The organism is Rhodococcus sp. 06-1460-1B (assembly GCF_002258475.1).
Classification (GTDB): domain Bacteria; phylum Actinomycetota; class Actinomycetes; order Mycobacteriales; family Mycobacteriaceae; genus Rhodococcoides; species Rhodococcoides fascians.
Genome location: NZ_NOYS01000022.1, coordinates 48,647 through 72,579, shown reverse-complemented (window position 1 = coordinate 72,579; position 23,933 = coordinate 48,647). Strand labels below are relative to the sequence as shown.

General features: G+C 65.4%; 12 protein-coding genes. 8 read left to right on the top strand and 4 right to left on the bottom strand.

What is annotated here, in order from left to right; translation table 11 throughout:
• Nucleotides 1-15: 15 nt before the first annotated feature.
• Genes CH268_RS11715 through CH268_RS11705 form a run of 3 tightly spaced genes read left to right on the top strand, consistent with a single transcriptional unit; the run spans nt 16 to nt 4,192 of the window.
• Entirely contained in the window at nt 16-1,467 is a 1,452-nt protein-coding gene (locus tag CH268_RS11715; protein ID WP_057473073.1) for an FAD-binding oxidoreductase, read from the top strand.
• Nucleotides 1,464-2,228, top strand: a complete 765-nt coding sequence (locus CH268_RS11710) for a decaprenylphospho-beta-D-erythro-pentofuranosid-2-ulose 2-reductase (protein ID WP_027494796.1) — start codon at nt 1,464-1,466, stop codon at nt 2,226-2,228. The genes CH268_RS11715 and CH268_RS11710 overlap by 4 nt, the downstream gene beginning before the upstream one ends.
• A 5-nt stretch (nt 2,229-2,233) precedes the next feature.
• Entirely contained in the window at nt 2,234-4,192 is a 1,959-nt protein-coding gene (locus CH268_RS11705; RefSeq protein WP_094664170.1) for a galactan 5-O-arabinofuranosyltransferase, read from the top strand.
• 45 nt (nt 4,193-4,237) lie between these two features.
• Here the strand turns inward: CH268_RS11705 and CH268_RS11700 are convergent, their stop codons facing one another.
• Nucleotides 4,238-4,690 (bottom strand): winged helix-turn-helix transcriptional regulator, encoded by a 453-nt coding sequence (locus CH268_RS11700; protein WP_032366764.1) that lies wholly within the window; start codon nt 4,688-4,690, stop codon nt 4,238-4,240.
• A gap of 79 nt (nt 4,691-4,769) precedes the next feature.
• Here CH268_RS11700 and CH268_RS11695 point away from each other — a divergent pair, with 79 nt between their 5' ends.
• The 5 genes from CH268_RS11695 (at nt 4,770) to CH268_RS11675 (ending at nt 15,185) form a co-directional block, all read left to right on the top strand.
• Nucleotides 4,770-5,468 (top strand): nitroreductase, encoded by a 699-nt coding sequence (locus CH268_RS11695; RefSeq protein WP_052066161.1) that lies wholly within the window; start codon nt 4,770-4,772, stop codon nt 5,466-5,468.
• A gap of 96 nt (nt 5,469-5,564) precedes the next feature.
• On the top strand, nt 5,565-7,334 hold the full coding sequence (locus CH268_RS11690) for a glycosyl transferase (protein ID WP_094664168.1): 1,770 nt from the start codon (nt 5,565-5,567) through the stop codon (nt 7,332-7,334).
• Between the two features lie 10 nt (nt 7,335-7,344).
• Nucleotides 7,345-10,515, top strand: coding sequence for an arabinosyltransferase domain-containing protein (locus CH268_RS11685; protein WP_255182365.1), 3,171 nt, complete (start codon nt 7,345-7,347; stop codon nt 10,513-10,515).
• Between the two features lie 75 nt (nt 10,516-10,590).
• A complete protein-coding gene (locus tag CH268_RS11680; RefSeq protein ID WP_094664164.1) occupies nt 10,591-13,908 on the top strand; it encodes an arabinosyltransferase domain-containing protein in 3,318 nt (1,105 codons plus the stop codon).
• Nucleotides 13,909-14,213: 305 nt separating this feature from the next.
• Nucleotides 14,214-15,185, top strand: coding sequence for a hypothetical protein (locus CH268_RS11675; RefSeq protein WP_094664162.1), 972 nt, complete (start codon nt 14,214-14,216; stop codon nt 15,183-15,185).
• 163 nt (nt 15,186-15,348) lie between these two features.
• Here CH268_RS11675 and CH268_RS11670 read toward each other — a convergent pair whose 3' ends face one another.
• Genes CH268_RS11670 through fadD32 form a run of 3 tightly spaced genes read right to left on the bottom strand, consistent with a single transcriptional unit; the run spans nt 15,349 to nt 23,877 of the window.
• On the bottom strand, nt 15,349-16,893 hold the full coding sequence (locus CH268_RS11670; RefSeq protein ID WP_027494804.1) for an acyl-CoA carboxylase subunit beta: 1,545 nt from the start codon (nt 16,891-16,893) through the stop codon (nt 15,349-15,351).
• Between the two features lie 3 nt (nt 16,894-16,896).
• Entirely contained in the window at nt 16,897-21,936 is a 5,040-nt protein-coding gene (pks13, locus tag CH268_RS11665; RefSeq protein WP_094664160.1) for a polyketide synthase Pks13, read from the bottom strand.
• Nucleotides 21,937-21,978: 42 nt separating this feature from the next.
• Nucleotides 21,979-23,877, bottom strand: coding sequence for a long-chain-fatty-acid--AMP ligase FadD32 (gene fadD32 / locus CH268_RS11660; protein WP_027494806.1), 1,899 nt, complete (start codon nt 23,875-23,877; stop codon nt 21,979-21,981).
• Nucleotides 23,878-23,933: the final 56 nt, after the last annotated feature.

The window sequence follows — 23,933 nt, the reverse complement described above, 5'->3', positions numbered from 1 at the left end:
GTACCCTCTTGAGCGATGTCCACGACAGCCGACGACGCACTCTTCCCCCTGGAACCACAGGCCGGGAACACTGCGCCGCTACCCACGCAGACCCGCACGATCTCCGGATTCGGACGCACCGCGCGCTCGACCGGAGAGGTGCTCGCTACCTCCGACCCCGAGCTCATCGCGAACGCGGTCAAGCAGGTCGCCGAGCAGAACGACTCCAAGCCGACTTACCTCCGACGCGGCGTCATTCCACGCGGCCTCGGCCGGTCTTACGGCGACAACGCACAGAACTCCGGTGGGCTCGTCATCGACATGACGGCGCTCAACCGCATTTACAGCATCGACACCGCGACGCGGATCGTCGATCTGGACGGCGGCGTGAGTCTCGATCAGCTGATGCGCGCTGCGCTGCCGTTCGGCCTGTGGGTACCGGTGCTTCCGGGTACCCGTCAGGTCACCATCGGTGGTGCCATCGGCTGCGACATCCACGGCAAGAACCACCACAGCGCGGGTAGCTTCGGCAACCACGTCCGCTCGATGGAACTGCTCACCGCCGATGGCCAGATCCGTCACCTGACGCCGACGGGCAAGAACGCCAAGCTCTTCTGGGCGACGGTCGGCGGCAACGGCCTGACCGGCATCATCCTGCGTGCGACGATCGAGATGACGCCGACAGAAACGGCTTATTTCATCAACGACGGCATCCGCACCGAGAGCCTCGACGAGACCGTCGCGGCTCACCAGGACGGCACCGAGGACAACTACACGTACTCGAGTGCGTGGTTCGACGTGATGAGCGCACCACCCAAGCTTGGGCGCGCGACGATTACTCGCGGATCGCTGGCCAAGTTCGACGAACTTCCCGCGAAACTGCAGAAGGATCCACTGAAGTTCGACGCACCCCAGCTCTTGACTGTGCCGGACATCTTTCCGATCAGCGGCTTGAACAAACTGTCGATGAGCATGATCGGCGAGGCGTACTACCGAATGGGCGGAAACTACACCGGCAAGGTGCAGAACCTGACGCAGTTCTACCACCCCCTCGACCTCGTCGGTGAGTGGAACAGAGGCTACGGGCCCAAGGGTTTCCTGCAGTACCAGTTCCTTGTTCCGACAGAGGCGCTCGAGGAGTTCAAGGACATCATCCGGTTCATTCAACGCTCCGGCCAGTACTCGGCACTAAACGTGTTCAAGCTGTTCGGGCCGGGAAACAAAGCTCCACTGAGCTTTCCGATGGCCGGCTGGAATGTCGCGATGGACTTCCCCATCAAGGCGGGGCTGAACGAGATGGTCCGCGAACTCGACAAGCGTGTGCTCGAGTTCGGCGGTCGTCTGTACACCGCGAAGGATTCGCGCACCGACGCCGAGACGTTCCACTCGATGTACCCGCGGATCGACGAATGGATCAAGGTTCGTCGATCTGTAGACCCCACAGGCGTTTTCGCCTCCGATATGGCTAGAAGGCTGGAACTGCTGTGACGATAGACGCCGTAGGTAACCCACAGACGATTCTCGTTCTGGGTGGCACCAGCGAGATCGGTCTCGCGATCACCGAGGAGTACCTGTCGAAGTCTCCGGCACGCGTCGTTCTCGCTGCGCTGCCCAACGATCCGCTGCGTGAGAGTGCCGTTGCACAGCTCACCGCCAAGGGCGCGAAGTCCGTGGACGTCATCGACTTCGACGCACTCGACACCGCGTCGCATCCGAAGGTCATCGATGCGGCCTGGGCCAAGGGTGACGTCGACGTCGCCATCGTTGCCTTCGCCGTCGACTTCGATGCCGAGCAGCTCTGGCAGGACCAGCGCAAGGCCGTCCTCGCCGCGAACATCAACTACACCGCTTCGGTGTCGGTCGGCGTTCTGCTGGGCGAGAAGATGAAGGCGCAGGCGTACGGCCGCATCATCGTCATGTCCTCGGTGGCAGGCGAGCGGGTCCGTCGCTCCAACTTCGTCTACGGCTCCACCAAGGCCGGCCTCGACGGTTTCTACCTCGGACTCGGAGAAGCATTGCGCGAGTTCGGTCCTCGGGTCACCGTCGTTCGTCCGGGCATGGTGCGCACCAAGTTCAGCGCCCACGTCAAGGAAGCACCGATGACCGTCGACAAGGAGGTCATCGCGAAGCTCGCGGTGAATGCATCGCGCAAGGGCACCCCGCTCATCTGGACTCCCGCACCGTGGCGTCTGGTGATGATGGTGCTGCGACACGTGCCGCGGCCGATCTTCCGCAAGCTGCCCATCTGATCTCGATGACTGACGGGGTTGCACCGGCTCGCAGAACCGCCTCTGCCGTCGGGGAGATCGTTCTCGGTGCGCTCGTCGCAGTCGTGGTGGCGACGGTCGGGCTGTACGCCTTCTCACTGGTTCAGTGGCCGGCGTTCAACTCGTCCAACGTCACTCGCGCTCTGACAACTCTGGGCCAGGTGGTAGCCGCGGCACTGTTCGCGTCGTCGATCTACCTGTACCGAATCCGCAAGTGGCCGTGGATCGCTCGACTCTCGGCGTGGGTCGGGCTCTCCGGTTTCGTCACCGTCACCCTCGGAATGCCCTTGGCGGCAACCAAGCTGTACCTGTTCGGCATCTCCGTCGACCAGGAGTTTCGCACCGAATACCTGACGCGGCTGACGGATTCGGCGTCGTTGCGCGACATGACGTACGCCGACATCCCACCGTTCTACCCCGCCGGTTGGTTTTGGCTCGGCGGACGCGTCGGCAACCTGCTGGGTATGGACGGCTGGGAAGTGTTCAAGCCGTACGCAATCGGACTGCTTGCCGTCACGTCGGTGGTCGCTTTCGTACTGTGGAAGGCCCTGATCCGCAGTGACTGGGCCGTCGCCGTCAGCGCTGTCACGACTGCATTGGTTGTCGCCTACGCCTCCCCCGAGGCCTACAGCGCCGTCATCGTGCTGCTGTTCGCCCCGGCATTGCTCCTGGCCTGGGGCGCGTTGCATCGGCCCGTCGGGATGAATGCGGCATCCAGTCGGTCAGACGGCAAGAATGGGACATTCATCCCCACGGGGGGACGCGCAGCAAGCGGCTGGGGAGCGGTAATCGGTACCGGCCTGTTCCTCGGTCTGGCCGCGACGTTCTACACCCTGTACCTGGGTCTGGCCGCGTTCACCGTCGTGCTGATGGCCTTGTTCGCCGCCGTTCTCTCCTACCGCGAGCGCAAGACCTGGCGGGCCTTGATTCCTATCGCAATCAAAGTGGCTGCGATCGCCGTCATCTCGGGCCTCATAGCGGCGACGGTATGGCTGCCGTATCTCGTCGACTTCCTCCGCGGCGCACCGTCCACATCGGGCACCGCACTGCACTACCTGCCCGAGGCCGGTGCAACGCTTCCGTTCCCGATGTTCGAGTTCTCGATGATGGGCATTCTGTGCCTCATCGGAACGGTATGGGTCGCAGTACGTTTCTCGTCGTCGCGTCGAGCACAGGCACTCGGAGTCGGCGTCGTCGCGGTCTACCTGTGGACGTTGCTGTCGATGGCGGCCACGGCTGCGGGCACCACACTGCTCTCGTTCCGACTCGAAGCGGTTCTCATCGTATTGCTCGGCAGCGCAGGCGTTTTCGGATTCCTCGAAGGCAGCCACGCGATCTACCAGGCCATCAACGAGCCCCCGAAGTTCCGCATCGCTGCCGTCGTCGTCGCGGCCATCGGCGCAATGGCTTTCGCGCAGAACATCCCCCAGGTACTGCAGAGCGAGATCACCGTCGCGTACTCCGACACCGACGGTGACGGCAACCGTGCCGATATGCGTCCGCCGAGCGCCGTCTCGTACTACCGCGAGGTCGACGACGCCCTGACCGAACAGACCGGTCGACCACGCGACGAAACCGTCCTGCTCACTGCGGACACCTCGTTCCTGAGCTACTACCCGTACTTCGGATTCCAAGGACTGACCTCGCACTACGCCAACCCGCTGGCGCAGTTCGATCAGCGGGCCGACGCCATCGAGCGGTGGACCGAGCTCGAGACTCCCGACCAGATGATCGAGGCGCTCGACACCAGCCAGTGGCGCGCCCCGGACGCCTTCCTGTTCCGCCGCGGTGCCGACGGCTACACCTTGAGACTGGCGGAGGACGTCTACCCGAACGATCCGAACGTGCGGCGCTACACCGTCACCTTCCCCGAGTCACTGTTCGAGGATCCACGCTTCACGGTGACCGATATCGGCCCCTTCGCACTGGTGGTGCGCACTGCATAAACGCCATGCGCGCCGGATCGAGACCGCGGCCGCAGGCCGAGTACGTCACGGCGCAAGCGGGTTACCCGCGGCAGGCGCCGGCAGCACCTGACGAGCCGTGATCTCATCGCCACACGAGTCACACTCGAGCCTCACGTGTGCGTTGCCCCCACAGTCGCGGTGCGTGTAGTGCACGGGGACACCGTCGGGTGCCATGTACGCGTCGCCCCAGTCCTTGAAGGCCATCAGAATCGGATAGATGTCGTGGCCCTTGCGGGTCAGCCGGTATTCCGCGTAGGTGGAATCGGTCTGCACCTTGGCGAGAATGTCGTGCTCGACGAGGCGGTCGAGTCGATCCTGCAGCCGACTTCGTGAGATCCCCATGGCGCTCTGGAAGTGGTTGAAACGGCGAACCCCTGCGAACGACCACTTCAGAATCACCAGCGTCCACCGGTCACCCAGAACGGACAGAGACCTCGAAATCGAGCAGGGCACATCGGCCAGCTCCGCATGACGCATACCGTCGACCTTACCCAGCAGTCTCGAAACGAGACTATTGCTGCTACTTTGTAGTCTCGAAATGAGACCAGGGGTGTACATGGACGCTGTGACAGACGATCGAGGGCAGCAATTCTCGGCACTCGCCGGAATTCTCGAAGAACGCTGGACGTGCCGACAGTTCCGGCCGGATGCAGTGCCACGCGGCGATATCGAGCGTGTGCTCGCGCTGAGCCAGCGCACACCGTCGTGGTGCAACACCCAGCCGTGGCAGGTCATCGTGACGGAAGGGGAAGGGACAGACCGCTTCCGCCGGACACTCCAGGACCACGTCCGCGGCGGCGGCCCCGTGCAGAGTGACATCCCCTTCCCCACCCAGTACGCCGGCGACTATCGCGACCGTCGCCGTGCGTGCGGACTGCAGCTCTACGACAGTGTCGGCATCGAGAAGGGGGATCCGCGCGCCCTTGCTCAGATGCTCCGCAACTTCGACTTCTTCGATGCGCCACACGTCGCCGTGATCACCACCGAGGCCGATCTCGGCGAGTACGGAGCGATCGACTGCGGTCTGTACGTCAACACCTTTCTGCTCAGCGCACACAGCCTCGGCATCGCAACCGCCCCACAGGCCGCCCTCGCGTCGTACTCCGATTTTCTGCACGATTACTTCGACATACCGGAGCACCGGCGCATCGTGCTCGGCATCTCGTTCGGATACGCGGACCTGGAGCACCCGATCAACTCGTTCCGAACCGAACGGGAGGACGTGACGAACGTGGCCACCTGGATCGGTGACTGATCTGTACATACGGGTGGGGCGGCGTCGCACTCCAGCCGGTGTGACCCAGCACGTTCGAGTTTTCGCCCACCGTGATCTTTCTGTAACCTCGACGCGATGACCACCCACGACCAGAGCGTTCTCGAGCGGCAGCCGACCACGGCACCGGCTCGACACTCCGGCGTCGGGCGTGGCGACCTCGTGGCGGCCGTCGGGTTTCTGATCGCCGCCGTGTACGTCCTGCAGGGTCAGTGGCGCAATCTCAACGGTGGCTACCTCTACAACAGCGGCCAGGACCAGACGATGTGGGAGTGGTTCTTCTCCGTCGCCGCCCACGCCGTCGCGCATCTGGACAATCCACTGTCCAGTGACCTGCAGAATTACCCGCTCGGGGTGAATCTGATGGCGAACACGGCGATGTTCGGCATCTCCATCCCGCTCGCTCCGATCACGCTGTTGTTCGGACCCACCGTCACCTGGGCGATCGCCCTCACCGCCGGTCTCGCCGGCACCTCGTTCGCCTGGTACTGGCTGTTCTCGCGTCAGCTGAACGCGTCCAAGGGTGCCGCCGCAATGGGCGGCGCACTGTGCGGCTTCGCGCCCGGTGCCATCTCCCATGCCAACGGCCACCCGAACTTCGTGGTGCTGTTTCTGCTCCCGGTCATCGCGATGCTGGTCACCCGCATCGCACACGGCGGCGGAACCACCAAGAACACCGTCGGGCTCGGCCTGATCGTCGCGCTGCAGATCCTGCTCGGTGAAGAACCGCTGCTGATATTCGCGATGTCGTTCGCCATCTTCGCCGTCGTCTACTACCTGTCCCGGCCGCGTTCCCTGTGGCCGGCCGTCCGCAATGCCGTACCCCGGCTCGCGGTATCGGCGAGCATCGCGCTGGCCATCGTGGCCTTGCCGCTGTGGTGGCAGTTCTTCGGACCGCAGTCGTATTCTTTCCTCGAACACGGCCCGATGGGCAACGACGCCAAAGCCCTGTTCCAGTTCCCGACGCAATCCATCGGTGGCGTCGCCACCCCGGGTCAGAACGTACGGATCAACGCCACCGAGGAGAACGCCTACTTCGGCTGGCCGCTGCTCGCGCTGTGCCTCGTGGCGGCAGTGTGGATGTGGCGTGTTGCCTGCGCCAGAGCCGCGGCTGCCACGGCCATCGTCATGAGCGTGCTCTCGCTCGGCGCAACGCTGACGATCGGCAAGAACGACACCGGCATCACCCTGCCGTGGACGAAACTCGCCGAATACCCACTCGTCGAATCCGTCCTCGAGACCCGCTTCGCCCTCGGCGCGGTCCCCGCACTGGCTCTGTTGCTCGTCCTGGCCACCGACCGGACGTTCCGCAACGGACTACGGCCGTTGCCTGCATTCTGGATCGCCGGACTCGCCCTCGCCCTCGTTCCGCTGATCCCGACGCCGCTGGTCACCGTCGACAAATCCCCCACACCTCGGTTCTTCGCCGACGGCGATTGGCAGAACTACGTCGACGACGGTTCCGTCGTCACCGTCCCTCTCCCACGGCCCGAGGACGCCCGTCCGCTGCGTTGGCAGATGGACGCGGACATGGGCTTCACGCTGGCCGCCGGATACTTCGTCGGACCGAGCGATCAGGAAGAGAAGGTCGCCAAGTACGGCGCCGTCGACCGCCCGACGGCGCTGCTGCTCGGCTCGGTCTACGACTCCGGCACCGTCCCCGAGATCACCGCCGATCAGCGCAGCCAGGCGGCGCAGGACATGAGCTTCTGGGAAGCCGACGTCGTGGTACTTCCGCCGAGCAAGAACACCGTCGCCCTGCGCAGCACGGTCACCGAGCTGCTCGACGTCCAGCCGCAATACACCGGCGGCGTATGGGTGTGGGATGTGCGCTCGCTCGTCCAATAGCATCGCCGGTGTGCCTGCGACCGCTCCGAACATCACGACCGCCCGGCTGATAGCGATCGTCACCGGCATCATCGGTGCCGTCCTGGCCATCGCCACTCCGCTGCTGCCGGTGCAGCAGGACGTCTCCACGCTGTCGTGGCCGCAGAACTCGTTCGGGAGCGTCAACGCTCCGCTGGTGAGCTACTCCCCGCTCGATCTGGACGCGACGATCCCGTGCAGTACTGCCACTCGGCTCGACGGCGGCGGCACGGTGATGTCCACCGCTCCGATCGCGGCCGCGAAAACCGAGCAGCGAGCACTGACCGTGCGGGTCGACGACGATCGACTGCAGGTGCTGCTGCGCGATCGCGTTCTCGCCGAGGCTCCCGTATCCGACCTGGCCTCCGATTGCGCGCTGACCATCTCCTCGAACGCCGCTCGCACGGTGGTCGACCTCGGCGGCGCGGCCACCACTGTCGACGGCGACGTCCGACCTCAGGTCGTCGGCATCTTCACCGACCTCACCGCGCCGGTCGACGGTCTGAACGTGCGCGTGGACATCGACTCCCGTTACTCCTCGACCCCGACGACGTTCAAGCTGCTGGCGATGATCGTCGGCGCGCTGGCCGTCGTCGCCTCCCTGTTCGCATTGCATCGCCTCGACAGCGTGGACGGTCGGCGTCACCGCCGCTTCCTGCCGTCGCGCTGGAAGACGGTGACCGGCGTCGACGCCGTCGTCGTCGGAGTGCTGGTGTTGTGGCACTTCATCGGTGCCAACACCTCCGACGACGGCTACCTGCTCAACATGGCACGCGTCTCCGAGCACGCCGGATACATGGCCAACTACTTCCGCTGGTTCGGCGTTCCCGAAGCACCGTTCGGCATGCCGTACTACGACATGCTGGCCGCCCTCGCCAAAGTCAGCACCGCCAGCATCTGGATGCGCCTACCCGCCACGATCGCCGCACTGCTGTGCTGGCTCGTCATCAGCCGCGAGGTCATCCCCCGCCTCGGGCGCGCGGTACTGACCAACCGCGTCGCGCTGTGGACCGCAGGCCTGGTGTTCCTCGCCTTCTGGCTGCCCTACGACAACGGACTGCGCCCGGAACCCGTCATCGCCCTGGGCGCGCTGCTCACGTGGTGCTCGATCGAGCGGGCCATCGCCACCGGACGACTGCTGCCCGCCGCGGTCGGCACACTGATCGCCGCCTTCTCCCTCGCCGCCGGACCTACCGGACTGATCGCCGTCGCCGCGCTGCTCGCCGGACTGCGCCCGATCGTGATGATCATCGTCAAACGAGCCCGCCAAGTGGGGTTGCTCGCGGTCCTCGCGCCGCTGATCGCGTCGGGACTGGCCGTGGTGATCGCGATCTTCGCCGACCAAACTCTGAGCACCGTGCTCGAAGCGACCCGGGTGCGCTCGGCTCTCGGACCCAACGTGCCCTGGTTCGAGGAACGGGTGCGCTGGGACGCGTTGATGACCATCTCCCCCGACGGCTCGCTCGCCCGACGATTCGGCATGTTCGCGATGCTGCTGTGCATCGTCGTCTGCATCGCAGTGATGCTCCGCAAGAACGGACGCATCCCCGGTACCGCCACCGGGCCATCGCGTCGGATACTCGGAATCGTCTTGGGCGCACTTGCTTTGATGATGTTCACCCCCACCAAGTGGACCCACCACTTCGGTGTGTACGCCGGTCTCGCCGCGTCCCTCGGCGCACTGGCAGCGGTGGCCGTCACGGCGGCCACCGTCCGATCCCCGCGTAACAGAACGCTGTTCACCGCCGCGGTGCTGTTCCTGACGGCCGTGGCGTTCACCAGCTCGAACGGTTGGTGGTACGTCTCGAGCTACGGCATTCCGTGGTTCGATAAGCCGCCGTCCATTGCCGGCAAGGGCTTCTCGACCATCCTGCTCGGCCTGACCGTGCTGACCCTGCTGTATGCGGCGTACCAACATGTCCGATTGCCTTATCGCACAGCAGAAACCACCACGCGTCGACGCTTCGCCCCCTCCGCGTTGACCATCGTCGCCGGCGGTGTCGTCGCATTCGAAGTGCTCTCGTTCGCCAAAGGTGCTGTGGCGCAATACCCTGCGTACTCCATCGCGCGATCCAACTTCTCCGCACTCGCGGGCAACTCGTGCGGACTCGCCGGTGACGTGCAGGTGGAGACCGACGTCAACGGATCCGTCCTGCAGCCGATCGACCCCGCCCCGGACGCGCTGGGAGCAGGCGGCAGCACCGGATTCACCCCGGACGGCGTCGCCGAAGACCTCACGGCCGACTCCGAGGACACCGCCCAGGGCAGTGCCAACTCCATCCGCCCCGAGGACTCCGAAGAGAGCGCGTCGGCCACCTCGTCGAACTCCGCAGGCACCTCGGGCGGAACCAACGAGAACGTCGGAATCAACGGCAGCACAGTCGCTCTGCCGTTCGGACTGAACCCCGAAACGACCCCGGTCCTCGGCAGCTTCGGAGCCACCGAGCCCGCGTCACTGACCTCCGGTTGGTATTCGCTGCCTGGAGAGGGCGACCTGATCGCCATCGCCGCCGCAGGCCGAATTCGCTCGGTGGACAAGGACGGCATCGTCACCCCGGGCCAACGCGTCGAACTGGAATACGGACGCCGCGACGGCGGCGACGTCCAGGCACTCGGCCGTGTCACGCCTCTCGACATCGGCCCGGCACCGTCGTGGCGCAACCTGCGCGTACCGATGAGCGACCTACCCGCCGACGCGGACGCCGTTCGCATCGTCGCCGAGGACAACGACCTGGCCGGAGATCAGTGGCTTGCCGTCACTCCCCCTCGCGTCCCGAAAACTCAGACGCTGAATTCTCTGGTCGGGTCCACCGACCCCGTTCTGCTCGACTGGGCGGTCGGGCTGGCGTTCCCGTGCCAGCGTCCGTTCGATCATCGCGACGGCGTCGCCGAGGTGCCGAAGTACCGCATCCTGCCCGACCGAACCGGAGCCGAATCCACCGACGCCTGGCAGGATTCTTTCGGTGGCGGCCCGCTGGGGTGGACCGAACTGCTGCTCGGTGCCCAGACTCTGCCGTCGTATCTGGCTGACGACTACGCCCGCGATTGGGGGTCGATCGAGAGATACACGCCACTCGATCCGGCTGCCGCGACCGCCCGGATCACCGTCGAGCAACAGTCTCGGTCGGGACTGTCCAGCGACGGACCGATGAAGACCGGCTGATTCCCTGTTTCTCCATCGGATCCGGGGACGGCGCCTGTGTGACCTCGAAGTCACGCTCGCATAACATCGACAATCGTGCCCGACGTCGTGACAGATTCATCAGCTGGTCCCCCCGTCCCCGCTCCGCTCGGAGCCTCGGACGAACTTCGTGCTCAGGTACGGATTCCCCGGCTGATCGCGATGGTGGCCGGCATACTCGGCGTGCTGTTCGCACTGATCACTCCGTTCGCACCCGTCACGCAGACCACCGCGAGTATCGAGTGGCCGCAGAACGGCCTCCTACAGGACGTGGACGCCCCACTGGTGTCCCAGGCACCCCTGCGACTGTCCGCCACCCTCCCGTGCTCTGCTGTGGCCGCACTACCCGCGTCGGGCGGGCTGTTGCTGGCGACCGCACCCCCGCAAGGTGAGGGTGCCGCCCTCAACAGCCTGTTCGTTCGCGTCGGCGAGTCGAACGTCGATGTCCTCGACCGCAACGTCGTCGTCGCGACGGCACCGCGCGCCGACGTCCAGAGCACGCGCTGCGCCGCCATCGAGATCACCTCGAACGACCAGTACACTTCCGCAGCCTTCACCGGACTGACCGACGAAAGCGGCCAACCCGTCCAGGGTCGGCTCGACGGCGACCTCCGTCCGCAGGTCGTGGGCATCTTCAGTGATCTCAGTGGCGCGGCCCCGGCCGACATGTCGGTCACCGTCGACGTCGACTCCCGCTTCTCGTCGACTCCGACCATCCTGAAGTCGTTGATAATGGTGCTGGCGATCGCCTGCACGTTGCTGGCCATGGGCGCGCTCGCACGGCTCGACGGCACCGACCGCCGCGCGCACCGCCGCTTCTTCCCGTCGCACTGGTGGAAGTTCACCGGCGTCGACGTCACGGTTCTCGGAGTCCTCGTCGGCTGGCACTTCGTCGGTGCCAACACCTCCGACGACGGCTATCTGCTCACCATGGCCCGCGCGGCCGAACATTCCGGCTACATGGCCAACTACTTCCGCTGGTTCGGCGTCCCCGAGGCACCGTTCGGCTGGTACTACGACGTCCTGGCCGTCTTCGCCAAGATCTCGACCGCAAGCCCGTGGATGCGCCTGCCCGCCCTGATCGCCGGAGTCCTGTGCTGGATGGTGATCAGCCGCGAGGTGGTGCCGCGACTCGGACGCGCGGTGCGCAAATCGAACGTGGCGCTGTGGACCGGCGGACTGGTTTTCCTCGCCTTCTGGCTCCCGTACAACAACGGACTGCGTCCCGAGCCGATCGTCGCCCTCGGCGCATTGCTGACCTGGTGCTCGATCGAACGCTCCATCGCCACCGGCAGACTGCTTCCCGCAGCCGCCGCCTGCCTCATCGGTGCCTTCACCCTGGCCGCCGCACCCACCGGATTGATGTGTGTGGCAGCGCTTCTCGCCGGAGCCCGGCCCATCGCTCGCATCGTGGTCCGACGCCACCGGCAGGTCGGCACCCTCGCCATGCTGGCACCGTTGGCCGCTGCCGGAGTACTCGTCCTCGTCGTCGTGTTCGCCGACCAGACCTTCGCGACGGTCATCGAATCCACCCGAGTGCGCACCATCATCGGCCCCAACGAGGCGTGGTACCAAGACTTCCTGCGGTACTACTACCTCTTCGTCCAGACCGTCGACGGTTCCGTGGCCCGCCGCTTCGCGTTCCTCGCGATGCTCCTGTGCCTGTTCACCACGCTGTTCGTGCTCCTGCGCCGCCGGCGCATTCCCGGAATCGCGAACGGGCCTGCCTGGCGACTGCTCGGCGTCGTCCTCGGAACCATCTTCTTCATGATGTTCAACCCCACCAAGTGGACTCACCACTTCGGTTCCTACGCCGGAATCGCCGGTGGGCTCGCTGCACTGACCGCAGTGGCCGTCTCGGCCAGTGCACTGCGCTCACGCCGGAACCGATCACTGTTCACGGCCGGCCTGATGTTCGTTCTCGCACTGTCGTTCTCGGGTATCAACGGGTACTGGTACGTCTCGAGCTACGGCGTGCCGTGGTTCGACAAGACGGTCTCGCTCGGCGGCAACGAATCCGGCTCGCTGTTCCTCGTCCTCTTCGGACTGGTTCTCGCCGTCGCGGCATTCCAATACCTACGTGAGGGATACGCACCGCCACAACCGAAACCGACGTCGGCCCGCGGTAGACGCATTCGCAAGTTCGCTGCCGCACCACTGACCGTCATCGCCGGAATCATGGTGCTGTTCGAGGTCCTCTCCCTCGTCAAGGGTGCCGTCTCCCAATATCCCGCCTACTCGCTCGCGCGCTCCAATGTGCAATCGGTACTGGGCAATTCGTGCGGACTCGCCAACGACGTGCTCGTCGAAGCCGATCCCAACGCTGATGTACTGAGCCCCCTGCCGGGTGAGTTCGATCCCGTCGCAGGCCCCCTCGGCGGAGCCAGCGCCACCCTGCGCAACTTCACCGCCAACGGAATCCCCAGCGACCTCAGCGCCGACGCCGTGGAAGTCAAACCAGGACAAGGCAATACCGACCAACAAGCCGTCGGCCCCGCCTTCGAGGAAGGCCAGAGCTCGGGAACAGCAGGAGGCACCGGCGCACTGGGCGTCAACGGCTCCACCGCCGCCCTCCCCTTCGGACTCGACCCCGCCACCACACCTGTCCTCGGCTCCTACCAAGAAGGAATCCAGGAACCGGCCGAGGCCACCTCGAGCTGGTACCAGCTACCCGCCCGCAGCGACGACGCACCACTCGTCGTGTTCTCCGCAGCCGGACGCATCTGGTCCTACGACGACACCGGTGCCCTCACCTACGGCCAGTCGCTGCTGCTCGAATACGGCAAGCGTCAGCCCGACGGAAGCGTCCAGGCGCAGGGCACCTACCTACCTCGCGACATCGGACCCGCACCCTCGTGGCGCAACCTGCGAGTTCCGTTGGCAGACATCGCACCCGACGCCGACGCCGTCCGCATCGTCGCCAACGACCCCAACCTCACCGGCGACCAGTGGCTCGCATTCACCCCGCCGCGAGTTCCGGTGATGGACAACCTGAACACCATGATCGGCAGTGAGCAGCCCGTTCTGCTCGACTGGGCCGTCGGACTCCAGTTCCCGTGCCAACGGCCGTTCGACCACCGCTACGGCGTCGCCGAGGTACCGGGCTACCGCATCCTCCCCGACCGCCCACTGGCCGTCAGCTCCACCGACACCTGGCAATCCGGCGAGAACGGCGGACCGCTCGGATGGTCCGAACTACTCGCCAAGCCAGTCGCCGTCCCCACCTACCTCAAAAACGACTGGGCCAGGGACTGGGGCTCACTCGAGCGCTACGAGCAGTACTACCCCAGCGCCGTGCCCGCAGACCTACAAACCGGAGAAACCACGCGATCGGGATTCTACGAAGACGGAAAGCTGCGAGTCTTCGAGAAATAGTCCACCCAGCCTCGCCCGCCCCTCCGCGTGGTGTCGCCCGCTCCCTTTTGGGATCAATGTCCCTTTGTTGCACTCTGACTGACTGAATCCCGCATTCATTCGGACGGGGGTTGGCGTACGGCCGATGGAGCGGGGTTCGGCACACGATCGATGGAGCGGGGGCTTACCACCGACCCCCGACAGTCTTCGGTGCACAAGACACGCCCTCGAGACATTTGTGCACAACCTCGTCGACCATCCACAGGGAACCCCTGAACGGCCGTTTTCGACGTCGAAGTGTCAGTGTCGCGCTCGACAGTCGAGGCATGAAACGGGGAGTTTGGGCCACAGACCTATCGATGCTCGAGGACGTCGCCGATCACGGCGTCGTGACAAGGGCACAGCTTCGCTCGGCCGGTGTCGCGGACGGGACGGTAGCCGGCCGATGCGCAGCCGGCGGACCTTGGCAGCACTTGCTCCCAGGGGTGGTGCTGCTGCACAACGGCTTCCCATCTCACCGACAGCGAATGGCTGCTGCCCTGGCGTACGGCGGTCCACACAGCATCCTCACTGGGAACGCGGCATTGAGTGTGCATGGCTTGGGGCCGAATCCACCGTCGAAAGAAGTTCACATTCTCGTCCCGAACGAGATGCAGCGAGCATCCGTCAAATTCGTCCGATCCGAACGCACCTGGCGCATGCCCGAAGCCGTGTTCGACCACGGTCCGCGCTGTGCTCCGGTATCCCGGAGTGTCGTCGACGCGACCCGCGCACTACGCGGACGATCTCAGTGCACGGCTTTGATTGCGGAGATCATCAGACGGGGTGCGGCATCACTCGAAGAGCTGGCAATCGAATTGGCGGAGGGGCCGAGACGCTACAGCGCATCGACACGGTTGGCGATCAGGGATCTGGAAGGAAACGCTCACTCCGTCGCCGAGGCGGACGCTCAACGGCTCTACCGATCGAGCGGACTCCCACCAATGATTCACAATGCCCGGCTGTTCACCTCGGACGGTACATTCCTCGGTAGCCCCGACGGCTTCCTCGACACAGTCTGCTTCGGGTGGGAGATCGACTCCCTCGCTCATCACCTCTCGCCGATCGATCATGCGAACACGATGGCTCGCCGAGCTCTCCTGCAACGCCACGGCGCGATCGTGGTGTCACATCTGCCGCAGGACATCCGGGACGACCCCCAGCGCGTGCTCGCGGATCTTCGGGCCGGCTATCAACAGGCTCTGGCGCGGCCCCGTCCGAACCTCGTTCTTCGACGGAGCGCGACGTCGACCGGATGAATGTCTCTTGCAAGCACTTCAACTGCAACAAAGCGGCATTCATTCGCTACTGGCTCGGGGAGACCGACGAATGAATGCGGCTTTGTTGCAGTCAGAGCGACTGAAACCCACATTGATCCCAAAAGGGAGCGAAGCGACCCCGACGCAGGACGGGCGCGCTTGGCTAGATCGGGAGCAAAGAGTGCTTACGCGGACTCTTGTGCACTTCCTTGTCTTTCAGGATGTGCAAGGCCTTGCGAATTTCGAGGCGCGTTTGCGAGGGCTCGATGACGGCGTCGATGTAGCCACGCTCGGCGGCGATCCACGGGGTTGCGACATGCTCGTTGTAGAAGTTGATCAGTTGCTTGCGCAACGCCGGAGCGTTCTCGCCTGCCTCGGCGAGTTGCTTGCGACTCATGATGTTGATGGCACCTTCGGCACCCATGACGGCGATTCGGGCTGTCGGCCAGGCGAGGTTGATGTCGGATCCCAGTTGCTTCGAGCCCATCACCGCGTATCCGCCGCCGTACGACTTACGGATCACGACAGTCAGTTTCGGCACCGTCGCTTCGACGAACGAGAAGATGAAGCGGCCACCGCGATGGATGACGCCGAGGGTTTCCTGGTCGACGCCGGGCAGGAAGCCGGGTGTGTCGACGAGGAAGATGATCGGAATGTTGTAGGCGTCGCTGAGGCGGATGAACCGCGCACATTTGTCCGCTGCCTTCGCGTCGAGTGCCCCGGACAGGTGCATCGGCTGATTGGCGACGATTCCCACCGGTCGACCGTCGACGCGGGCGAAGCCGGTGATGACGTTCTGTGCAGTCTGGGCGGCGATCTCGTGGAACTCGCCGTCGTCGAAGATGCGCAGGATGATGTCGTGCATGTCGTAACCGGCGTTGTCGGCGTCGGGCATGAACGAGTCGAGCGTGCGATCGGATTCGGTGATCTCCGGCTCGAGCCCCGGGTTGATCACCGGTGCCTCTTCCTGGCAGCTCGACGGCAGGTAGCTCAGGTAGTTCCGAATCCAGTCGAATGCGGCCTTCTCGTCGGCAGCGACGTGGTGCACGTTGCCGTTGATGGCCTGGACGCGGGCACTGCCGAGTTCGTCGAGGCTGACGTCCTCGCCGGTGACGGACTTGATGACGTCCGGCCCGGTGACGAACATGTACGCCTCTTCGGTGGCGACGACGATGTCGGTGTTGATCGGTGCGTACACCGCACCACCGGCGCATTTGCCGAGTATCAGCGAGATCTGCGGGCACAGGCCGGAGAGCGCCTCATGGCGTCGACCCAGTTCGGCGTACCACGCGAGGGAGGTGACGGCGTCCTGCACGCGAGCTCCACCGGAGTCGTTGATGCCGACGACCGGGCAGCCCATCTTGATCGCGAAGTCCATGATGCCGGCGACCTTGCGGCCGAACATCTCGCCGACGGTTCCGCCGAACACTGTCTGATCGTGCGAGAACACTGCGATCGGACGGCCGTCGACGGTTCCGTGCCCGGTGACGACGCCGTCGCTGTAGAGGGCACCCGGATCGTTCGGGGCCTTCACCAGCGCGCCGATCTCGACGAAACTGCCGGGGTCGAGCAGCGAGTTCACGCGATCTCGGGCGCTGGGAATGCCCTTCTTGGCGCGCTTGGCGATGCCGATCTCGCCGGCCGGTTCCTTGGCCAGTTCCAGCCTCGCCCGTAGCTCGGCCAGCTTCTCCGCAGTGGTGCCACTCAAAATCTACGCTCCGGTTCTTGCAGACTCGATGTTCTCGAGCGTCTTCGACAGATGGGCCGCAATTTTTCCAATGTACGGCTCGTCGACGACCGCGAGGTGGTCGCCTCCGACGTAGACGATCTCGAGGTCCTTCACCACCGGTCCCCAACCACCGTGCTCTTCGCGGGTGGCGTATGCGGGCTCGAGGGCGATCGCGTCGTCGTGGTACTTGTCGGCGAGGTACAGCGTGACGTGCCCGCCGTACTCCTTGAGCTCGGCCGTCTGGATAGCCCGATTGTCGAGCCACGACGTCCGCTGATGCTCGATGATGCCGCCGGGAATCTTTGCCCCGCTGAGCTTGACCAGATCGGTGATGATCCGAATCTGACCCTCGTCGTCGGCGTCGACCAACTTGTCGTACGGGATCGGGTAGTCGACGTTGTACGTCTTCTTGGCGAACGCGGCGTACCGCTCCCACCGCTTGCGGACTTCGTCCTTGGTGTCGGGGATCTTGGTGCCGGGCATGACGGTATCGAGCAGCCCCACGTAGGCGACCTCGATGCCTTCCTCTTCCATCTGACGCGCCACCTCGTAGGCGAGGATGCCGCCGAGCGACCATCCGACGAACACGTACGGTCCCTCGGGCTGGATCGCCTTGATCAACGGCACGTACTCCGCGGCGCGCTTGGCGATGGGTCCTTCGACGCGCTCGAGGCCGTACATGGGCGTGCCTGCCGGCAACTTCCGCAGCAACGGCTCGTAGGCGACGGTGGAGCTACCGGCCGAGTGGAACGCGAATACCGGTGTGGCCGTGGAGCCCTCGGGACGGGCCCGAAGATTGCGCACGACACCGTCGATCTCGCCGTCCTCGAGATGCGGGCGTACCTTGTCGGCGAGCTGCTCGATGGTCTCCGAGTCCAGTACGTCGTCGAAGGTGATCTCGCCGCCGGCCCGCTCGGTCAGGCGAGCGGCCAACTTCTCGGCCGTCTCGTCGTCGAGGATCGGCAGGGTGTTGAAGATGCCCTTGGCCGATTCCTTGGTCACCACCGCCCACGTTGCGAACGTCATCCGCTCGGCGTTGTCACGTGGGGGCACATCGGATCCGGCGGCCTCGGCGAACGCTTCCTTGCCGCCCAGGTCGGTCTGCGCTGCGACCACCGGTGCGGGTTGGTATTCCGCACTCGGCACCGCGGTCTCCGGTGCGGCGACGGCCGTCTCCAACGCTTCGTCGCGTGCAGTCGCGCCACTCTCGGCAGCCTGCTCGGCAGCTTTTTCGGCGGCCTGCTTGTCTGCCAGCGCCTGCACCTCGTCGCGGTTCTCGATCGCGTAGCGCAGGTACTTCTCCACCTCACGCAGGTTCGCATCACGCACGGCCTGCAATTGCACTGTGGGGATGTCGAATTCGTACTCGACGCGGTTCTTGATCCGAACGGCGCTCAGCGAATCCAGCCCCAGTTCGATCAGCGGCACCTCGGGAGGTAGGTCCTCGGGTGAGTAGCCCATCGACTCGGCGACGATGATCGCCAACCGATCTTCGAGCTTCTGATTGCCGTTGGGATCCCAGCGGTCACCGAACGTCTCGACGACCTCGGGCAGCTCTTCCATCGGAGACGAGGATCGCTCTTCTACCGCCACAACGGGTTCCGGCCGAGCGTCACCCGAGGTGACGACAGCCTCGTGCAGCAGGGTGAACGCGGAGCCCTCGTGTGCATGGACCTGGACCGACGCCCCACCGAGGTGCGAGGTCAAGGTGGTGACGACCGTGCCGCCCGCGGGCACCGATGCATGCGAGACCGAAGCACCCAGAGCCACATCGGAGAACACCTGCGAGGCAGCGGCGGTGACCAACGCATCGAATCCCGAGACGGCCGAGGCCTGGACTTCCCAGACGTGGCGGCCGTCGGGCAGTGCCACCCGGGCACCGGGAACGCGAGAGTTACCGCTGGAGCTGACCTGCGAGTTGAGCCAGAACTCCTTGCGCAAGTACGCAGTTCGCGGGATTGCGGCGTACGGACCCGACTCGAACAGCGTCGCCAGTTCCAGCGCATGACCGTGCACGTACAGCTGCGCCAGCGCGGCGAGGAACGTGTCGGCCTCGTCTTCCTTGCGCTTGAGCGTCGGGATCAACGTGGCGTCGGCCAGGCCGGCAGCCCACGCGGTAGCGGCAACCGACATCAGCGCGACGGGGTTCGGGGCGAGCTCCACGAACGTCGTGTGCCCGTCTCCCACAGCAACATTGACGGCCTGGGTGAACCAGACCGGGTGACGCATTCCCTTGGTCCAGTAGTCGACGCCGTGAATCGCCGCATGTCCGACGCGGTAGTGCGCCTCACGATCGACCGAGGAGTAGACCCCGGCGGTGAGCTTGCTCGGTTCGATTCCGGCGAGCTCGGCTGCGAGCTCACCGAGCAGTACGTCGACTGCCGCGGTGTGTCCTGCTCCCTTGACGTCGAGCAGACGGGCCATTTTGCCTGCGGCCTCGGCCTTTTCGACGAGGGCTTCGACCTCGGCGCGGGGTCCACCGACCGTGGTGTGCGTCGGCGCGGCGTACACGCAGGGCTCCACGTTCGGGAACTGATCGGTGAGGGTCTTGACCTCGTCGGGGGTGTACTCGACGAGTGCCATGGCACCCTGCGAGGCGGCACCGAGGCCGTCCTGGCCCTCGGCCAGCAGCCGCGAGCGGGCGTAGATGATGCGGACGGCGTCTTCGAGGTTCAGGCCACCGGCGACGTACGCTGCCGCGACCTCACCCATCGAGTGGCCGATGACGGCCGACGGCTCCGCACCGTGTGCGCGAAGCGTTGCGGCCAAAGCGATCTGGATGACGAAGATGGCGACCTGAGAGTTCTCGAACTCGTAGGTCTGCGAGTCGTCGAGGATGATCTCGCGGATGGAGTAGCCGGCTTCGTCGACGAGCAGCTCGTCCACCTTGTCCACCTCGGCGGCGAACACGGCGTTGGTTCGGTACAGCCGCGATGCCATCTTGCGGTGCTGCGAGCCGAATCCGGAGAACACCCACACTGCGCCGTTGGACGCGGGTGAGTCCGCGGAGAACACGCCCGGTCCGGGCTTGCCTGCTGCGATTGCGCGCAATCCGGCGATGGCCTCGGCCGTGGTGGACGCGAGAACCACTGCGCGCGAACGCCCGTGGTTACGCCGGGCCAATGTCCGGCCGACATCGACGAGAGGCGTCGTGCTGCCCTCCTCGGTCTCGAGCCAGTCGGCCAGTTCCGACGCCGCGCGCTTACGACGCGACGGCAACGCGGCCGACACCGCGAGAATCACTGTCTCCGGAGCACTGTCGGACTCCGCCAGGATGGTCTCGGCCTCGGCCACCGGGCTGGTCGTCTCGGCGTCGAGCTGCTCCTCGTAGACGCCCTCCACCACCGCGGCCTCGGGATCCACGGCAGCGGGGTCGAATTCGGCCGAGGTCTCACCCGGTACGTATTCGCGCACGACGACGTGGGCGTTGGTGCCGCCGAAGCCGAAACCGGAGATGCCGGCGACGGCCTTGCCGGTGTACCGCGGCCAGTCGGTGGCCTCCGGGATGACCTTCAGGTGTGCTTTGTCGAAGTCGATGTACGGGTTGGGGCCCACGTAGTTCAGTGACGCTGGGAGCTTGTTCTCCTGCATCGCCAGCACGACTTTGATCAAACCTGCTGCGCCTGCTGCAGATTCGAGGTGTCCGAAGTTGGTCTTCGCCGAGCCGAGCAGTGCCGGCTTGTCCGCGTCGCGGCCACGGCCGACCACGCGGCCGAGCGCGTCGGCCTCGATGGGATCGCCCAGGATGGTTCCGGTGCCGTGCGCTTCGATGTAGTCCACGCCCGACGGGTTGATGCCGGCGTCGCGGTATGCGAATCGGAGTGCGTCGGCCTGTGCGTCGGGGTTCGGCGCGAGGAGTCCGTTGGAGCGGCCGTCCTGGTTGATGGCGGATCCGGCGATGACAGCGAGCACCTGATCGCCGTCTCGCTCGGCGTCCTCGAGTCGCTTGAGCACGACGAGTCCGCCGCCCTCGGAGCGAATCATGCCGTTCGCGTCGGAGGAGAAGGCCTTGATCCGGCCGTCGGGAGCGAGGACGCCGGTCTGACCGAAGCCAACGGTGATCGGCGGGGCGAGCAGCATGTTGACCCCGCCTGCGACGGCGAGATCGGATTCGCCAGTGCGCAGGCTGCGCACTGCCTGGTGGACGGCCACGAGGGACGACGAGCAGGCAGTGTCGACGGCGATCGACGGCCCGCGGAAGTCGTAGAAGTACGACACGCGGTTGGCGACGATGGCTGTGGAGGTGCCGGTGAGCGCGTAGGGATGCACGGCCGGGTCGCTGACGGCGATGAGCTGGTAGTCGTTGGACGAGCTGCCGATGAAGACGCCGACCTGGCTGCCCTTGACCGAGCTCGCCGGGATGTGCGCGTGCTCGAGCGCTTCCCAGGTCAGTTCCAGCGCGAGGCGCTGCTGCGGGTCGACGTTGACGACCTCGTTGGGCGACATCGCGAAGAACTCGGCGTCGAAGGTCTTGACGTCGTCGAGGTAGCCACCCTTGGTGACCGTCGCGTCGACGGCTGCGGCGATGACGGGGTCGGAGGTGAATTCCTTCCACCGGCCCTCGGGCAGGTCGGTGATGCCGTCGCGGCCCTCGATGAGCAGCGACCACATCTCCTCGGGGGTGTGACCGGTGCCGGGGAAACGGGACGACAGTCCGACGATCGCGATGTCGTGGGCGTCGCCCGACTGCACTCCGCTGGTGTAGAACGCGTCGTCGACGGTACCCACCGGCTCGTCGGGTTCGCCCTCGATGATGATCTTGGCCAGAGACGCGATGGTGGGGTGCTGGTAGACGACGGTCGCGGTCAGCGTGACCCCCACCAGCTCCTCGATCTCACCGCTCAGTGCGACGGCATCGCGAGAGGACAGACCGAATTCCTCCATCGGACGGTCGTCGGAGATGGCCGACGCGGGTTGACCCGTCGCGTCCGCAACCCAGTTGCGTAGCCAATCCCGCAGTTGGGCGACCGTGAGGTCCGTCCCGTCGGCACTCTGAATCTTGTCTGTCTCTTGTTCAGCCATTACTCACCAAGCTATGTATCGAAGGAACGGGAGGCCCAGAGATCAGTCGGGTAGTTCGGCGTCCGGGAATGCCGTCTGCTGGTAACCGCCGCGCAGGGTGCCCTCGATGTAGGCGGCCTTGCACGCGCGTCGGGCGATCTTGCCGCTCGACGTACGCGGGATGGAACCGGCCGGGACGAGCAGGACGTCGCGGACCGTGACGCCGTGCCGCGCCGAGACTGCGGTGCGCACCTCGTCGGCGATCGGAGCCGGGTCCGCCTTGCCCGAGCCGGGAGCGCGCTCGGCAACGATGACCAGCTGTTCGGAGCTGTCGTCCGAATCCTTGGTCAACGCGGCACCACTGAACTCGAACACGACGTCGGGAAGCTGGTTGAGCGGTACCGCGAACGCCGCCACGAAGCCCGGCCGCAGAGCCTTGCTTGCTTCCTGCGCCGAGAACTCGATGTCCTGGGGGTAGTGATTGCGGCCGTCGACGATGACGAGGTCCTTCACGCGGCCGGTGATGTAGAGCTCGCCGTCGTGATAGACGCCGAAGTCTCCGGTGCGCATCCAGTTGGCGCCCTCGGGGGCACCCGTGGCGTGCGAACCGTCGGCCACGCGGTGGACGAGCTTGTTGTGGAAGGTTTCGCTGGTCTCGGTCTCGCGACCCCAGTAGCCCTTGCCGATGTTCTCGCCGTGCAGCCAGATCTCGCCGACGTGCTCGTCGGGCACCTCGGTGGCGGTTTCGGAGTCGACGATCGCGGCCCACTGACTCCGGGCGACGGTTCCGGTCGATACCTGCGGGATGGCTCCGGGAGCGTCGGGCGCGACGACGACGAAGTTGCCTGCGTTCAGCTCGACACGGTCGACGTAGACGACCTTGGCCTCGTCGGCGTGCTTGCTCGTCGAGACGAACAGCGTCGCCTCGGCCATGCCGTACGACGGCTTGATCGCGGACTTCGGCAGACCGTACGGACCGAAGGCCTCGTTGAACTTCTTCATCGACGACGTGGTGACGGGCTCGCTGCCGTTGATCAGGCCGATGACGTTCGACAGGTCGAGACTTTCACCGTTCTTGGGCAGTCCGCGCTGGGCGGCGTGCTCGAACGCGAAGTTCGGTGCCGCGGCGAACGTGCCTGCTCCGTCGGAGACAGCGGCGAGTTCCTTGATCCAGCGCCACGGTCGCTGCACGAACGCGCGCGGGCTCATGATCGTGATGTATTTGCCACCGAGGGCCGGGAGGATGACGGTGAGCAGACCCATGTCGTGGAACATCGGCAGCCAGGTGACGCCGCGCGAGTCGTAGTTGATCTCCATGCTGTCGACCATCTGCAGCGCGTTGACGCCGACCGCGCGGTGCGTGATCTCGACGCCGGCCGGGGTCCGCGTCGAACCGGACGTGTACTGCAGGTAGGCGATGTCGTCCAACCCTGCCTTGGGCTCGACCCACGTCTCGCCGACGCTGTCGGGAACGGCGTCGACGGCGATGATGCGGGGCCGCTCGGCAGCGGGGAGCGCGCGGAAGAACGCGCGAACGCCCGCCGCGGAGTTGCTGGCGGTGAGGATCGCGCTGGGCTTGCAGTCGCCGAGGACGGCATGCAGGCGGTCGGTGTGGCCGGGCTCGTCGGGATCGAACAGCGGAACCGCGATGGTGCCCGCGTAGATCGCACCGAAGAACGCGATGACGTACTCGAGGCCCTGGGGAGCGAGGATCGCCACGCGGTCACCGGGCTCGGTGACCTGCTGCAGACGGGCGGCGACAGCGCGCAGCCGCTTGCCGAACTGTGACCAGGTCAACTCGTGCGCTTCACCGTCCCGTTCCCGGGAGTAGTCCATGAACCGGTACGCGAGCGTGTCGGCGTTCTCTTCGACATTCGCCTCGACGTGGCGGACGAGTGTCTGCCCTTCACCGATGGTGATGTGGCCGTTCTCATCGATGAAATCATCGAACGTGTGGCTCATTTGCTTCAATCTCCTCCGACACGAATCGCTGCCACACATCGTGCGTGACCTGGCCT